A 15,193-nucleotide genomic window follows, 5' to 3' on the forward strand; every position below is an offset into this window, starting at 1 on the left:
ATTATAACAACCGGTCTACTAGTATAATGAATGCATATCTGTTCTTTGTCAATTTTTACGTCCAATTCCACTGTGGATTGTTTTTTTACAGTAAAAAAAGTCGGCCATTATAGACTGGACTAAGAATTCTCCATGATACACGCTTCGGCGCTTTGTGGATGCCACACATACGAAGTCCCTCTAATCGATTCTCTTAACAAATGTCATCATTTAGGTAGTTATTAGTCATCCCGGTTCTTCAATGCCCATAGTGACAAAACTGTCACTCACCTTCTTGTTACATCTATGGTTGGATAACAAAAAAGGGGATATAGTTGGAGCAGTAGAAGGAGGAATTATTCGATGAACACAGTAATTCAAACAAAAAGCTTATCCAAATCTTACGGCAAGACCCAGGTCTTAAAAAATATAGATTTAACCGTTGAAGCGGGTGAATTCACAGCAATTATGGGGCCTTCTGGTTCAGGGAAAACAACTTTAATGAATGTCTTATCAACGATTGATACCTTTGACGGTGGAGATGTTTCGCTTGATGGAACGTCTCTTTTAGATTTAAAAAAGAAATCGTTACGTCAATTCCGTCAAGCGCGAATGGGCTTTATTTTTCAGGACTACAATTTACTTGATACATTAAGCGTGAAAGAAAATATATTGTTACCACTTTCTTTACGCAAAACCTCTGCGGAAGAGATGGAAAAACGATTAGCCACTATTGCTCAATCATTAAATATTAAATCGATATTAAGTCAGTATCCTTCTGAAATTTCCGGAGGTCAAAAACAACGCGCAGCAGCCGCTCGTGCCATTATTACCAATCCCGCGATTGTCTTTGCAGATGAACCTACTGGTGCCCTTGACTCTCGCTCGGCAACTCAGTTATTAGAACAGATTGAGTCACTCAATCATACATTCGAGACGACAATCCTTATGATTACGCATGATTCATATGCCGCTAGTTACTGCAAACGCGTTATTTTCTTGCGTGATGGTGGAATAATGAATGAATTGTACAGAGGTGATCAGAACCAGAAGGAGTTTTTCGATCGCATTCTGACCATCCAAAGTGTACTGGGGGGCGATCGGAAATGAGTTTGCTGGATTTATCTTGGAGAAATGTTCAGCGGAATTTCCGGCTGTATTCGATTTATTTGTTTTCAATGATTACGGGGGTTATCATCCATTTTACTTTTTCGTCTTTAATGTATAACAAAGACATTTTAAACGCACTGGAGAATAAGGAAAACTTCCAACTGGGTGTAATCATCGCATCTGTTGTTGTATTTCTCTTCATTATTTTCTTTATCCTTTACGCCAATTCGTTTTTTATGAAGCAACGAAAAAAAGAATTCGGTATGTACTTACTTTTTGGCATGAGTGAAAGACAAATTGCGACGATGGTTTTCATTGAGACTTTATTTCTTGGTGCTATATCCCTTGTAAGTGGTATTTTGATTGGCGGTTTGCTGTCTAAATTTTTTGGGATGTTATTAATGAATTTGATGCAATATGATAACGTCATTTCTTTTGCCTTCCCGATACAAGCTATTGGGTCAACGATTCTATTGTTTATTTTATTAATAGTGATCATCAGTATTCAAAGCTACTTGAATGTACGTCGTGTACAGTTGATAGAATTATTTCATGCAAAAGAAAAAATGGAAAAACCTATCCCTTCTTCAAGAATTCTAGCCTTGTTTGCTATTTTCTTACTGGGAATGGCTTTCTTATTGATTAGCCGTGGCCGGGCATCCGTTGTGTGGCAGGATTATGCAAACGTCAGCATGATTGCAGTTACCATTGGTATCATCGGCGGAACGTATTTGTTTTTCCGACAATTCACCGGCTGGCTACTACAGATGGTGAGTCGAAGCAAAAAGTTCAATGAAGGCAATACAGTATTGTGGACTTCCTCACTTCGTTTTTCAGTTCGCAGCAACACCTTAAACTTAACGTTTATCTCGTTGTTTAGTGCAGTGATTATCATTTTAGTTGGATTCGTGTCCATCAATTACGCCGTCCAATTCGAAGCTGCTGGAAGAAATTTACCGAATGATATCGCGTTCGAGTCACTAGATGAACAAACCAATGAAGACATTGAAAAAATTATTATAAATTCGGATCATCGGATTATTTATCATGAAATAATTGAGGGACTTTCAGGAAAACCGGCAACCGACATGGGTATTGCCTTTGAAAACCCAGAGTATTATACAGAAGACATTTTCCTACTCCCTGAAAAACAATACAACTATATAGTCACTTTACGTGGACATGATCAACAAATCGATTTACAAGGTAAAGAAGTTGTTGCTCTTTCGCAAGGAATGGACTTACCAGGACGTTTCACTGCGGATAAACAACCAGAATTTACAGTTACCACAAGTGAAGAAACTACTTTTCAACTTGTTGAAAGAAAAGATTACGCTTTACTTGGTTGGGCTTCCGACCCAGCAAAATCCATGACAATAAAATCGGCTGTGCTCATCATTTCGGATGAAGCCTATCAAGACTTAAACAATGCTACATCGACGAAGTCATTTGAAATTTACCACATTGAAGATGCAAAGAATGCAGAAGCATTATCTGAGCAAGTACATGCAGTTGTTTCAAAAACACCCGGAGCATACTACTCTTCTTTTGCTGATGTGTATTCCGTCCAAATCGAAAGCTCTTCATTGTTGTTATTTGCAGCCGCTTTCCTCGCAGTCATTGCATTATTTGCCTTAGGCAGCGTCATTTATTTCAAACAATTACGCGAGGCAACCGAGGGACAAAGACAATATGCGATTTTACGCAAGATCGGTGTCGATCAGCGTGAAATGAAAAGTGTCATTCGAAAACAGTTATTATTTATCTTCTTACCTCCGCTTATATTAGGCGTTTTGCATAGCTGGTTTATTTTGAAGTACTATATGCTAGATACACTTCAGGACTATCCACAACTCACGAATATCATCTGGGGTATACTGATTGCTTACTTCCTTATTTACTTTTTGTTCTACTTGTCTTCTACAAGTGTTTATTACAAAATTGTCAATCAGAAAAACTGAGCACGCTAAAAACGCAATGACTGATTTGTACAGTCATTGCGTTTTTTTGTCTGCATTATTTTGATTCATCAATAGGAATGGATCATGGTTTTTTGGAAAATGGATGATAAATTCTGTATAAACATTCACATCAGATGTACAGGTAATATAATGTTCCAATTTATTTGATAATTGTTGCGCCAAATATAGGCCCATCCCCGTTGATTTGGAATGTGTACGACCATTCTCTCCAGTAAAACCTCGATTAAAGACCCGTGGAAGGTCTTTTTGTTCAATCCCAATTCCATTATCTCGGATGATTAGTTGCTTTTCTTGTGGGGTTTCAACAATGGTAATTGTTATTTCTCCACCTACAGATGTATACTTCAAACTATTCGTAATTAATTGATTCAAAATAAACTGTAGCCATTTGGAATCGCTTTGTACCGCCATTGGTTCTAACTGTAAATTGATGCGGATTTTTTTTGAAATAAAGGTTTTCGAGTGATCTTTTACTGTTTCTTTTACCATTCTCTCTAGGTCACAGTTTTTAATTTCATAGTCTTGATTGAAACTATCAAGCTTGGCATAATAAAGCGCCTGATCGACGTAATTTTCTATCCTTGATACTTCTTCACTCAAACTTTTGGCGTCCACTTCCGTTTGCTGCATCAATCGTAAGACAGCAATGGGGGTTTTAATCTCATGGAACCAAGAAACGATAAAATCATAATGCTCATTTTGTTTTTCCTGAATCGTGTTCAATTCACGAATATGCTGCTTTCTCATCTCATCCATGTGTTGCTGGGCGTAATCACCTTCCATAGATAGACTTTCGTAATCCCTGCTCTGCATACTGCGGATGGCCCGCAGATTTTGCTGATAGCGAAACAGCAAATAACCGGCCAGTATAAGTAAGATTAAAGCGAGTGCGTAGAAGAAAGTACCCCAAAGCCAGTTTCTAGTGGGATCTGTAAAAAACACCATTGCCGTTATGAGAAAACCGACCAGATATAAAAAAATAACTGGCCTTTCGTAACGTAAAAACCGCAGAAACGTCATTCGATTAAATACCCCATTCCTTTGCGGGTGACGATAAACGCTTCCAATCCAAGAGTGGCAATTTTTCGACGCAAGCGATTCACATTGACAGTCAGCGTATTGTCATCAACAAATTGCTCATCTTTCCACAAAGCCTGCATCAAATCGTCCCTCGAGATAATCTTTCCAATATGGCTCATCATCAATTGTAAAATTATAAATTCATTCCTAGATAACAGCGACGTTTGTTCTCCTACCTGTATGGATGAATTGGTCAAATAAAATACCAGGTTTTGGTGCGTGAGCTGCATACTACTTTCATCTTGATAAGCGTGATTCCGACGCAGCAGTGCACTAACTTTAGCAGCCAACACATCCAAATCGAACGGTTTTTGTACGAAGTCATCGCCACCCATATTAATTGCCATAATGACATCCATATTTTGAGTCCGGGAAGAAAGGAAAATAATCGGTACTTTTGATATCGAGCGAATTTGCTGGCACCAGTAATAGCCATCAAAAACCGGTAAATTAATATCAAGCAACACTAAGTGAGGCTGATTATTTTCAAAAGTGGTAAGTACTTGATCGAACTTGGCTACTTCAATCACGTCATACTGCCACTTCTTTAGCATATCCGCTACAATCCTTCTTATCTTGTCATCATCTTCTACAATCATCACCTTATACATCGCGTTCGCTCCTATCACGTAGGTACGTCTAATGTGGAAATTGTACCATGTTTTTGAGTACTTTCCTTTGGTAATGGTTTTGATGAACAGTACCGTTGAACTATCACCAAAAGAAAAAGGATTGTTTGCTTTTGTCATTCTTCCCCGGTATTGAGGCGTATGCAAATCCAATGAACGAATGAGTTATCTGTTTCTTGTGCTATACTTTATAAAAAGGATTCGGGGGGGTATTTTGATGGCACAGTCAAAACCAAATCGACGATTGACGATTAAAGAGATTAGTGATTGGGAAGGTAATTGGGAATTAATCGATGGAGCGCCATACAATATGACGCCGGCTCCTACACCCATTCATCAGCGTATTGTCGGAGAACTATTTTACGCATTACGAACACATTTCGGGAAAAGTGGATGTTCTGTATACGTTGCTCCGTTTGACGTTCAGCTAGATGATACCGATGACTATACGATTGTACAACCCGACATTTCCGTTTTCTGCAATGATGATATGATTGGAGATAAGCGGGCAATCGGTGCGCCAGAGCTAATCGTTGAGGTACTATCTCCGTCGACAGCTTTGAAGGACCGCAACAATAAGTTCACCCTATACGAACGGGTAAATGTTGGAGAGTATTGGCTTGTCGATCCACATAATGAAACGATCGAAGTGTATGCCCTTTCAGAAAATCGATATCGGAAACGGAAAGTGTTTGGACGGGATGGTTCGCTTGTATCGTTCGTATTTCCGGAATTGACGGTTGGGTTGGATGAAGTATTTGTGGGCTGAACATTTTGAGGTTAAGTACTGTATAACTATGATGCACAGAAAAGTTAAATGTATTGCTCGTTCTTCATAAGAATAAGTGGGCTGCTGTTCACGTTGAGTTATTGTATAAATTCATTTATAATGGACATATACTAAAAAAGAGAGAAGCGCGTCAACGCTCCTCCCTTTACAACCTTTACCGTCAGGGTGATGGTTGTCAAAAAAGTTTTGTTACTTTCTTCGTGAACCACCCTTTTGCTTCTGACGGCGATGGGTGGTTTTCTTTTTTTCTAAAACGTTCTTCCGATAGAAAATTGCACTTGTTTCGCGCACTATTCCTTTCAGAACTTCTTTTAGAATTTCAAGAAATGTTTCCATGATTATCACCTCCTTTCCACTTAGGAAAGAAGAATGACAACCAACCACCCTCACAATATTCGGTTGTATTTATATAATATCAGAGTCGTACATAATTTAGTAACCTATTTCGTATGAAAACAGTGTGCCGGAGCTCATTGTTTAAGTACCTCTGGATGATTCGCTTGTATCGTTCGTATTTCCGGAATTGACGGTTGGCTTGGATGAAGTATTTGTGGATTGAAGCATCCTGGTTGGATGCTTTTTTGTTTTGAGTGGATTAAATGGTTCAGGCTGTGAGCTTGTTTGTGGTTATCACCGGCTCATGTGGGTTTATCACCGCTTCGGGACGTGTTATCACCGCCTTGGGATCTGTTATCACCGGCTCACGTGGTTTTATCATCGGCACGATTTTTTGAAACCAAAAAACCCCACTTTGAAGTAAGGGTTTTTCACCATTCAATTCCTGTCACTGCACCAAAAGCTAGTGCAATCATGATAACGAAGGCCGGGTGCCAATTCCACTTTTGAAGCATCAAATAACTGGCCAGGGCAATGATTCCCGTAAATAGAATCCCAACCCCTTCGACCGATGTTTCCACAAACTGGACAGTCATAAACACCAAAAGAATAGCGATAATTGGACGGATAAGTTTTGTTATACTTTTCACTTTGGGATGATCTTTATATTTCATGAGAACAGCCATTAGCCCAATCATAAGAAAGAGTGATGGCGCAACGGTGGCAAATATGGCGACAAAAGCTCCCAGGATTCCCCCTTCCGAATAACCGATAGATGCAGCCATTTTGGTTGCAATCGGTCCCGGCAAAGAATTCCCAATAGCGACGACCTCACTGAATTCTTGGGTGTCCATCCATCCGTAAGTTCCGACTACCTCATTCTCCACAAGCGGAATCGTAGCCGGTCCTCCCCCATAGCCTAGCATTCCAGATATAAAAAATGCGAGAAACAGTTGCCAATAGATCATGCCTTCTTCCCCCTTCTTCGAATAGGAAAGAAGATGAAAATAAGGACTACTACTATAATAATTGCGGGATGTATATTCAATGCTTCCATTAATAGTCCCGCAGCGACCAACATCGTCAATGCCTTTTTCCACCCCAGTGTATCACCGGATTTTTTAATGAAATCCCAGGATAGTATACCTAGCATAACGGCCACTACTGGCACAACGGAGGCGGACATATTTTTAACCCATGAGATATCTTTGTATTTCTGCAAAATGCCGATTAACACAATCATCATTAAGGAAGTCGGTAACACACAGGCAAGTATGGCATTGAGACAACCTAACTTTCCACCCACTTTGTAACCAATATATCCTGCTAACTTTGTCGCAATCGGTCCCGGCATTGTATTCGCTAGAGCAAGGGTATCACCGAACTCATCTTCATCCATCCATTTATAATTGCGTACAACTTCTTGATGGAAAATTGGAATTGCTGCAGGTCCTCCCCCGAATCCCAATAAGCCTACTCGGCAAAATGCGGTGAATAAGTCTTTTTGCAGCTTCCACTTCCCTAACCCAGGCGTCTTCCCACCACCTAAGGGAATGTTGTTATCTTTCACCAAACCGCAAGTGCCCCGTCTGTACGTGATTCAGTTCCACCCCGAAGTACGCCCGTTTCTGCATTTCGCCATATGATTTGCCCTCGTCCAAAGCCTCCGCCATCCGGTGAAATTTTCACTTCATGACCTTTTCTAATTAACGACTGCACCAAATAATTGGGGAACTCTGGCTCAACCAGTACCTTTCTCGCTTTCGTCCATTGCCATCTGGGCACGTCAAGAGTTGCCTGGGGATTTAGCAGGAAATCGACTGTGTTTACCACAACTTGAAAATGTCCTTGCGGCTGCATATAGCCTCCCATTACACCAAAAGGTCCGACCGCATCACCATCTTTTGTTAGGAATCCAGGAATTATTGTGTTATACGACCGTTTACCTGGTTTCAGAACGTTTGGATGGTCCTTATCAAGCGAAAAGTCATGGCCGCGATTTTGAAGCGCAATACCTGTTCCAGGGACAACGATACCTGAACCGAACCCCATATAATTGGATTGGATGAAAGAAACCATATTCCCTTCTTCATCTGCTGTCGCAAGGTACACGGTGCCGCCCTTCGGCAATTCATATGGTTGCGGATCCATTGCTTCATCATGAATAAGCTTTACACGTTTCTCCGCGTAGTCATCAGATAACAGATGAGCCGTTTCAACCGGCATGTCTGCCTTTTCCGTAATGAATGCTTTGCCATCTATAAATGCCAATTTCATACTTTCAATTTGTTCGTGAATCGTTTGAGTAGACTGCCACTCGGGTTTACTCAGTTTCTTATAAATATTTAACGCCATAAGCGTTACCATCCCATGACCATTCGGGGGAATTTCCCATACATCATAGCCTTTGTAGTTCACAGAAATAGGTTCAACCCATTCCGGTTTGTATGTAGCAAGATCTTCTTTCGATAAAAAACCACCATGTTTTTTCATGTACGCATCAATCTTATCAGCAATTTCACCTTCATAAAAATCACGTGCATCTGTATCCGCAATTGCCTTTAGTGTTTTTGCATGACCGGGTGATGACCACATTTCACCTGTTTTGGGTGCACGACCGTCCGGGGCAAACGTCTCGAACCACGCATTGAACTCATCTCCGGTACATTGTTCTTTAAACCTTTTATACGCCATTCCCCAGTACTTACCGAGTATCGGTGTGAGAGGGAAACCTTCTTCTGCATAACGGATTGCAGGTGCAAGTACTTCCTTCAAGGATAGCTTTCCAAACTTACGTGAAAGTTCCGCCCAAGCGGCAGGCGTGCCCGGCACTGTAATCGGAATCACTCCGTGGGCCGGTATCTTGTCATGACCTAGTGCCTTTACAGCCTCCGGGGTCAGTGTCGCTGGAGCGGGTCCAGATGCATTTAGTCCATACAATTTATCTTTCACCCAGACAAGTGCAAACGCATCCCCTCCAATACCGTTGGAAGTCGGTTCTACCACTGTTAGCGCTGCCGCCGTTGCGATTGCGGCATCAATTGCATTTCCTCCTTTCTGCATAATTTCTAATCCTGCACTAGAGGCAAGCGGCTGTGATGTAGCGACCATACCCTTCCTGGCAAATACGGTATGTCGTTTTGATTGGTATGGATGATATAAGTGATCCATGAAACTCCTCCTCGGGGCGATTCTATTTTTTCGCTCTACTTTTAGACCTACGATATGTTAAGAATTCTGAAAAGCCCGTTGCTTCCCTTTAACAAATTCAAGTCTCTTATGTCTATAAACTTAATCATTTGTTAATCAAAATCTAACTTCCTCTTAACAAATGTCCTTACCCGTGTAGTTATTAGTGTAAAACGAAGAGTCAGTTAAATCAATATGGTTTTCAAATAACTTAGACACTATAAATTGTATTTACATTTGATGACGATTTGGATTGGTTTATCACCGCCATGCCCTATTTGAAGCTAAAAACATTCATTTCCAATGAACCCTAACAGTACTTCCACCTTAATCATCATTAAAATTAAAAAAACTCCACTTCTTAGTGGAGTTTTTTGTAAGTTCTATTCCCGTACAACCGGCATGGAGCAGCATCTAAAGGAACCGCCGGATTTGATGATTTCAGAGAAGTCGATTTCAATGACTTCAAAACCATGTGCCCGGATTTGTGCGTTGACGTTTTTGTTTTGAGGTAAGCTGAATACTTTTTTGTCGCCGATGGATAAGACATTTGTACCCATGGTGAATTGCTCTTCTTCGGATACTTCGATGAGCTCATATTGTGTAGCTAGCTTGTCGATTGTTTTTTGTTCGATTGCTTTCGGGAAGATGAGCCCGACTTCGGGTGACAGGATATTGAATACACAATCGAGGTGCAAGTATTTTTCATTGAACGGAATGGGTATGATTTTGTGCTTTGGCAAGTCCTTCTTCAACTTCTGAATGGCTTCTTTGGACGTACGGCTGCTGACACCTACATATACCCTGTCGCGATCGACGATGACATCGCCGCCTTCCACCCGATTGGTCGTTGTCTGGAACTCAATGTCCTCGTCGTCCAACCAATCCTCGAGTGCTTCTTCTTCACCTTTACGGATGTCACTTGCCATTTCAGCAACGAAGATATCGTCGCCGACTGTGAATCCGATATCACGTGTGAATACTTGCTCGGGGAACTCTTCGGATGTAGGTAGCTTAATGACTTCGACTCCGTGTTCGATAAGCTTTTTTTCAAATTCCGCATGTTGTTTCATAGCTATTGTGGTATTTATATTTTCGTCTTCGTATTCTTTTTGCACATCATTGATGACTTCGTCTATCGCCATGAATTTCGGCTGACAGAGGATGACACGGCGTAACGTATCATATTCGGTATTGCACTGTGTTTCAAGGGTATCTTCTATAGGGGAATCCATCTTCCATCCTCCAAGTAATTTTTTTCGTCTTCAAATCAATTCCCTTTTGAGATAAATATAAACATTTAATTTTCCATATTTAATTCTATAAACGATAACTCTTTTAAGGTAGAGACGACAGAACTTGTGGGTGTTTTTAAGCGTAAGATACCCACCATTCCGTTGAAAGTTGATTTGAAAAGCCAATAATTTGCGTGTCGGCCTCTTTTCCGCTGTATTTCCGAGGAAATGATAGCGCATCATTCACCCCCCGATTCGATATGTATATTGAGTTCCTACATATATGGTTTATTCGGCCCATTGAAAAAACCCTCACATTCCGTGAGGATTCCACATTATTCACACGGTTATTTCCCGTTTCGTGTCGATTTCCCGGGAAATAAAGCGAATTATTTCCCCGCCATCCCGTAGTAAAGTGCCATTTCGGCTTCAGGGACCATACTGCCACCTGTTGCCCAGACTAGATGGGTTGCATTAGCAGAATCAGCGTCCAGCACATGTTCACGAATGACGTTTATGGGGCCTGTCATGCCTGCTAATGCAGATGGTTCAAGCTTGATGCCTTCTGTGTCTGCAATCAGCTTCAATAAACGGAACATTGATGCGTCTGCAATTGTATAGCAACCCGCCAAATGCGGTTCCATTGTTTTGCCGACAAAGCCTGATGCTGTACCGACTGCAAGCCCATCCGCAGCGGTTTTATTGTCAATGCCGAAGTCTTTTACAGAGACTTTATCATGTAGGCCAGTCATCATCCCGAGAATCATACACGGGGAATGTGTGGGTTCTGCAAAGAAACAGCGAACATTATCGCCGAACGCAAGCTTCAATCCGAATGCGACTCCGCCCGGTCCGCCGCCGACACCGCATGGCAAGTAAACGAATAACGGATGGTCTTTGTCGACAATTGTACCGCGTTCATTCAGCTGATCCGCTAGGCGTCCTCCTGCAACAGCGTAACCTAGAAACAGGTCAAGCGAGTTTTCATCATCGACAAAGTGGCAGCTCGGATCTGCGTCTGCTTGGCGACGCCCTTCTTCAACTGCCTTGCTGTAATCGTCTGCGTATTCAATGACTGTTACGCCTTTTTCACGTAACAACTCCTTCTTCCACTGTTTCGCATCCGCGGACATATGAACTGTAACGTTGAAGCCAAGTTTTGCACTCATTATGCCTATACTCAGGCCCAGATTACCGGTTGAACCGACAGCTATTTTATGTTTGGCAAATAGGTTTTTCAGTTCCTGTTCGGCAAACCTGGAATAATCGTCTTTAAGGTCAATCAAGCCATATTCGATGGCAAGTGTTTCCGCATGTTTCAGTATTTCATAAATGCCGCCACGTGCTTTGATGGATCCTGAAATAGGTAATTTATTGTCTTGTTTTAAAAGGAGTTCCCCTGGAATGGAACTATTGTATTCATCCGCAAGCGCTTCTTTCATTTCCGGAATTGCGGTTAATGGTGATTCAATGATTCCTTTCGCATCTCTCGTTTCCGGAAATACCGTTTCAATATAAGATGCAAAACGTTTGAGTCGATCTGATGCATCTTTGACATCCACTGCCGTTACATTAGTTTTTGGCAGCCCGGTTGTAACGGACTCTACTAGTGGATTAAGCCAGAGAACTTCTTCGAGACGGGTTAAGTTTTTAATGAGTGGCAGTTCTTCCAACCAATTATTCACTTCGTTCGGTTTCAACAACTAAATCACCCCTTTTTTGAAAATTTATACGAATAGTATACCATGTAGCAATTCTTCACTCTTGCCATCTGAATTACTTGTACTTCATAGGAAAATACTTCTGCTTCGCTAGTTATAAGATAATTTTCTCAAACGCATCCGTTATGCCTTATTGCACACACGAATATTAACTTTTCAGAATACAATATAATAACGAATCGATGATAGGGGGCGTTTGAGGTTTATGCAATGAGCCACAGCGGTTCGAGGAGGCGTGCCCGGGGTCGATGCGCAATCAGTTCGACAGGTTCATTGCCGGTACCTGTTTATGCGTTATGAATGAAGTCTTATTATTTAAGTGAACCATCTACAAAACTCCGCCAACGAATTCATATCGTGGCGGAGTTTCTTTTTCTATAGTTTCGTACGTACTTCCCATAGCTCAGGGAAAAATTGGTGGTCTAGAACGGATTTTAAATACTTCACACCGGACGAGCCACCCGTTCCTGTTTTGAAGCCAATGATTCGCTCGACTGTTTTCATATGCCTAAAACGCCATTGCTGGTGGCTGTCTTCTATATCGACCAATTTTTCGGCAAGCTGGTACAAGTTCCAATACTTATCGACGTTACGATATACTTCGAGCCAGGCATCCGCGACGGTTGAATCCCCTTTGTAGGTAATGGAGAAATCGCGCATTAGTAATTCGGGATTGATAGGGAAACCGGCCCTTGCCAATGCACGGATGGCGACATCATAAATGCCTGGTGCACGGTAAGCGGTCTCCAGCTTTTGCGCAAGCTCGGGATCCTTTTCGTAAATTTTCACGATATGCGCCTGCTTGTAGCCAAGTGCGAATTCGATAAGGCGGTTTTGATAGGATTGGAAGCCCGATGCGCGGCCGAGGCTATCACGGAATTCCATATATTCCGCAGGTGTTAGTGTCGACAGGACATCCCATGCCTGGATGATTTGCGTTTGGACTCTTGAAACACGAGCCAGCATTTTGAACGCTTCCGGTAACTCGTCTTCTTCAATAGATTCAATTGCGGCGTCCAACTCATGCAAAATGAGTTTCATCCATAATTCACTTACCTGGTGAATGACGATGAACAGCATTTCATCATGATGACCGGACAAGCGCTCTTGACTCGTCAGCAACTTATCAAGATTTAGGTATTCGCCATACGTCATATTGTCTCTGAAATCAGTATGAATCCCATTTTCACTCATGTGAGCCACTGCCTTTCACAGATCTCAAGACGGCGCGAACTGGGCTACCGTCACCCTCTGCTAACGGTAGCGGTAATGCAATCAGCTCATAATCGCCCGGCTCGACTGAATCGAGTACAATATTTTCTAAAATCATCACGCCATTCTGATTTAGCGAATGATGAGCCTCCAACAATTTGCTGTCTTCTGGATCGACGGAGGGTGTGTCGACGCCGATTAGTTTGACGCCCCGTTCGTTCAACAAAGGACCGATATCTCCGCGTAAATACGTAAATTCTTCAGGGAATACATTTGCGTCAGGACGACTTGAGGTCCGCAATAGAACTCGTGCCACTCCGCCGAAGTCGATGTTTTCCAAGTCCGAATGACCGACACTTTCAAGTCCTGAAACGTCGATGACACGGGCCTTTCCAATGTATAGATTGATGTCAAGATCAAGCACTTTTTTGCCCGCATCATCGAAATGGAACGGCGCATCGATATGCGTGCCCATATGCGTACTTGTCGTTAGTTTTCCAATGTTGACGGATCCTGTATCGACTTTAGCAAATGCAACTTCGTAGCTGAACGGCGTGTCGCCCGGCCATTCTGCAATATCGTTTTGGAGTGGTTGTGAAATATCAATCCATTTCCCGGTCATGCGACGACTCCCCTTTTGTTTTCAAACTTTTCATAGCGTTTTTCATCCATGATGATTCTTAGTTTTTGCACAGTATGCCAGACATCTTCGAATGAGTTATAGAGTGCTATAGGCGCGAGTCGGACGCCGTTCGGTACGCGGAAATCAGGTATGACGCCATCTTCTTTGAGCGCTTTGCAAATGCGTGCCGCCTCTACATGTTCAAGCAGAATATGCCCGCCGCGGGTAGCGTCTGTTGGGTTGCCGATGGTGAATTGATAATCGGCAAGTTCCGATTTAATTAATTCCAAAAAGTATTGTGTAAGTTGAAGTGATTTCTTGCGGATGTTGGCTAGACCTGCCTCTCCAAACAATTCAAGTGCTCCGATTAACGGTGCGAGGCTTAGAACATGTGGCGTCCCTATTTGGTAAGCGCTCACATCCATTGCCGAGTCCATTGTATGATCCATATCGAATTGCGATTCCTTTTTGGAACCGAACCACCCCGCAAGTCCTGGCACTGTACCGAAGTGTTTCTCGTGGACGAATAATCCGCCGACAGAACCCGGACCGCCGTTCAGATGCTTGTATGTACACCAAAATGCGAAGTCCACTCCCCAGTCATGCAAAGCGTGTTCAACCGCCCCTATGGAATGGCACAAATCGAATCCGATTGGAATGCCCCGCTCGTTTGCAGCTCTGGTTAGTCGATCCATGTCAAGTACTTGGCCACTTCTATAGAGTACTGCCGGGAGGACGATTAGCGCGATGTCGTCTGTCATTGCTGCGATGATGTCATCTTCGCACAGGAATCGACCGTCAGGACTTGTCACTTGAACTAGATGTTCGTCCGAATCGTAGCCTTTCATTGCAAGTTGGCTTTTAAGTGCGTAAATATCTGAAGGAAAGTTTAGTTTGTCCGCGAGAATTTTCGTTCGGACGCCTGCGGGCTTGTAAAAAGTTGCGACGAGCTGATGCAAGTTCGTTGTTGTCGACCCTGTCGCAATGACTTCCGCTTTCATGCCCCCAACTAGCGGTGCCATTTTCCCTCCAACGGATTCCGACAGGTAAAACCATGGATTGTCCCCTTCTGTCCATCCCTCTATGCCAAGTGTTTTCCAGGAATTAAGTAGGTCGAACAATGTGCGTTCAGCCCGTTTGGATAGCAAACCCAACGAGTTGCCGTCCATGTAGAGGGTGTTTTCTTGCAGGTAGAATTCCTGTCTATAGGCCGCTAAATCATCTTGCTTATCCAGTAGTTGTGCGTATTCAAGCGTATCTTGTTCCATTACTTTCTCCCCCTTATTCGAATTGTCTGTTTCTAGTGGA

The 15,193-nt window shown here is 42.4% G+C and carries 14 protein-coding genes; 3 read left to right on the forward strand and 11 right to left on the reverse strand.

Annotated elements, in window-relative coordinates; genetic code table 11:
* Positions 1-342 precede the first annotated feature (342 nt).
* Both FILTAD_RS03015 and FILTAD_RS03020 read left to right on the forward strand, forming a co-directional pair.
* On the forward strand, positions 343-1,089 hold the full coding sequence (locus FILTAD_RS03015; RefSeq protein WP_124069034.1) for an ABC transporter ATP-binding protein: 747 nt from the start codon (positions 343-345) through the stop codon (positions 1,087-1,089).
* Positions 1,086-3,050, forward strand: a complete 1,965-nt coding sequence (locus tag FILTAD_RS03020) for an ABC transporter permease (protein ID WP_124069035.1) — start codon at positions 1,086-1,088, stop codon at positions 3,048-3,050. Before FILTAD_RS03015 ends, FILTAD_RS03020 begins: the two co-directional genes overlap by 4 nt.
* A gap of 33 nt (positions 3,051-3,083) precedes the next feature.
* On the opposite strand, the gene FILTAD_RS03025 is transcribed toward FILTAD_RS03020, so the two are convergent.
* Together FILTAD_RS03025 and FILTAD_RS03030 are read right to left on the reverse strand one after the other, a co-directional pair.
* A complete protein-coding gene (locus FILTAD_RS03025; protein ID WP_124069036.1) occupies positions 3,084-4,091 on the reverse strand; it encodes a sensor histidine kinase in 1,008 nt (335 codons plus the stop codon).
* A complete protein-coding gene (locus tag FILTAD_RS03030; RefSeq protein ID WP_124069152.1) occupies positions 4,088-4,762 on the reverse strand; it encodes a response regulator transcription factor in 675 nt (224 codons plus the stop codon). The genes FILTAD_RS03025 and FILTAD_RS03030 overlap by 4 nt, the downstream gene beginning before the upstream one ends.
* A 235-nt stretch (positions 4,763-4,997) precedes the next feature.
* Between FILTAD_RS03030 and FILTAD_RS03035 the strand changes: the two genes are divergently transcribed.
* A complete protein-coding gene (locus FILTAD_RS03035) occupies positions 4,998-5,549 on the forward strand; it encodes a Uma2 family endonuclease (RefSeq protein WP_124069037.1) in 552 nt (183 codons plus the stop codon).
* Positions 5,550-5,759: 210 nt separating this feature from the next.
* Here the strand turns inward: FILTAD_RS03035 and FILTAD_RS15925 are convergent, their stop codons facing one another.
* The 9 genes from FILTAD_RS15925 to kynU all read right to left on the reverse strand — a co-directional run bounded on the left by FILTAD_RS15925 (position 5,760) and on the right by kynU (position 15,153).
* Positions 5,760-5,906, reverse strand: coding sequence for a hypothetical protein (locus FILTAD_RS15925; protein ID WP_203229638.1), 147 nt, complete (start codon positions 5,904-5,906; stop codon positions 5,760-5,762).
* 431 nt (positions 5,907-6,337) lie between these two features.
* Entirely contained in the window at positions 6,338-6,874 is a 537-nt protein-coding gene (locus FILTAD_RS03040) for a chromate transporter (protein WP_124069038.1), read from the reverse strand.
* On the reverse strand, positions 6,871-7,476 hold the full coding sequence (locus FILTAD_RS03045; RefSeq protein WP_415579333.1) for a chromate transporter: 606 nt from the start codon (positions 7,474-7,476) through the stop codon (positions 6,871-6,873). Before FILTAD_RS03045 ends, FILTAD_RS03040 begins: the two co-directional genes overlap by 4 nt.
* Entirely contained in the window at positions 7,473-9,077 is a 1,605-nt protein-coding gene (locus tag FILTAD_RS03050; protein WP_124069039.1) for a gamma-glutamyltransferase family protein, read from the reverse strand. The genes FILTAD_RS03045 and FILTAD_RS03050 overlap by 4 nt, the downstream gene beginning before the upstream one ends.
* A gap of 401 nt (positions 9,078-9,478) precedes the next feature.
* Positions 9,479-10,330 carry a dimethylarginine dimethylaminohydrolase family protein gene (locus tag FILTAD_RS03055; RefSeq protein WP_124069040.1) on the reverse strand — a complete coding sequence of 284 codons (852 nt, stop codon included), beginning with the start codon at positions 10,328-10,330 and terminating at the stop codon, positions 9,479-9,481.
* 389 nt (positions 10,331-10,719) lie between these two features.
* Complete coding sequence (dsdA, locus tag FILTAD_RS03060) at positions 10,720-12,030, reverse strand: D-serine ammonia-lyase (RefSeq protein ID WP_415579334.1); 1,311 nt, start codon at positions 12,028-12,030, stop codon at positions 10,720-10,722.
* Between the two features lie 396 nt (positions 12,031-12,426).
* Positions 12,427-13,245 (reverse strand): tryptophan 2,3-dioxygenase, encoded by an 819-nt coding sequence (gene kynA, locus FILTAD_RS03065; RefSeq protein WP_124069041.1) that lies wholly within the window; start codon positions 13,243-13,245, stop codon positions 12,427-12,429.
* Positions 13,238-13,885 carry an arylformamidase gene (gene kynB, locus FILTAD_RS03070; RefSeq protein WP_124069042.1) on the reverse strand — a complete coding sequence of 216 codons (648 nt, stop codon included), beginning with the start codon at positions 13,883-13,885 and terminating at the stop codon, positions 13,238-13,240. The genes kynA and kynB overlap by 8 nt, the downstream gene beginning before the upstream one ends.
* Complete coding sequence (kynU, locus tag FILTAD_RS03075; protein WP_124069043.1) at positions 13,882-15,153, reverse strand: kynureninase; 1,272 nt, start codon at positions 15,151-15,153, stop codon at positions 13,882-13,884. Before kynU ends, kynB begins: the two co-directional genes overlap by 4 nt.
* Positions 15,154-15,193 lie beyond the last annotated feature (40 nt).

Source organism: Filibacter tadaridae (assembly GCF_900609045.1).
Classification (GTDB): domain Bacteria; phylum Bacillota; class Bacilli; order Bacillales_A; family Planococcaceae; genus Sporosarcina; species Sporosarcina tadaridae.

What these genes read in the sequence shown, in the direction of transcription:
- kynU (WP_124069043.1), bottom strand. Translation starts at nt 15,153, where the DNA reads ATGGAACAAGATACGCTTGAATACGCACAACTACTGGATAAGCAAGAT.
- FILTAD_RS03020 (WP_124069035.1), top strand. Translation starts at nt 1,086, where the DNA reads ATGAGTTTGCTGGATTTATCTTGGAGAAATGTTCAGCGGAATTTCCGG.
- kynB (WP_124069042.1), bottom strand. Translation starts at nt 13,885, where the DNA reads ATGACCGGGAAATGGATTGATATTTCACAACCACTCCAAAACGATATT.
- FILTAD_RS03030 (WP_124069152.1), bottom strand. Translation starts at nt 4,762, where the DNA reads ATGTATAAGGTGATGATTGTAGAAGATGATGACAAGATAAGAAGGATT.
- FILTAD_RS03025 (WP_124069036.1), bottom strand. Translation starts at nt 4,091, where the DNA reads ATGACGTTTCTGCGGTTTTTACGTTACGAAAGGCCAGTTATTTTTTTA.
- FILTAD_RS03040 (WP_124069038.1), bottom strand. Translation starts at nt 6,874, where the DNA reads ATGATCTATTGGCAACTGTTTCTCGCATTTTTTATATCTGGAATGCTA.
- FILTAD_RS03035 (WP_124069037.1), top strand. Translation starts at nt 4,998, where the DNA reads ATGGCACAGTCAAAACCAAATCGACGATTGACGATTAAAGAGATTAGT.
- FILTAD_RS15925 (WP_203229638.1), bottom strand. Translation starts at nt 5,906, where the DNA reads ATGGAAACATTTCTTGAAATTCTAAAAGAAGTTCTGAAAGGAATAGTG.
- FILTAD_RS03015 (WP_124069034.1), top strand. Translation starts at nt 343, where the DNA reads ATGAACACAGTAATTCAAACAAAAAGCTTATCCAAATCTTACGGCAAG.
- FILTAD_RS03055 (WP_124069040.1), bottom strand. Translation starts at nt 10,330, where the DNA reads ATGGATTCCCCTATAGAAGATACCCTTGAAACACAGTGCAATACCGAA.
- FILTAD_RS03050 (WP_124069039.1), bottom strand. Translation starts at nt 9,077, where the DNA reads ATGGATCACTTATATCATCCATACCAATCAAAACGACATACCGTATTT.
- kynA (WP_124069041.1), bottom strand. Translation starts at nt 13,245, where the DNA reads ATGAGTGAAAATGGGATTCATACTGATTTCAGAGACAATATGACGTAT.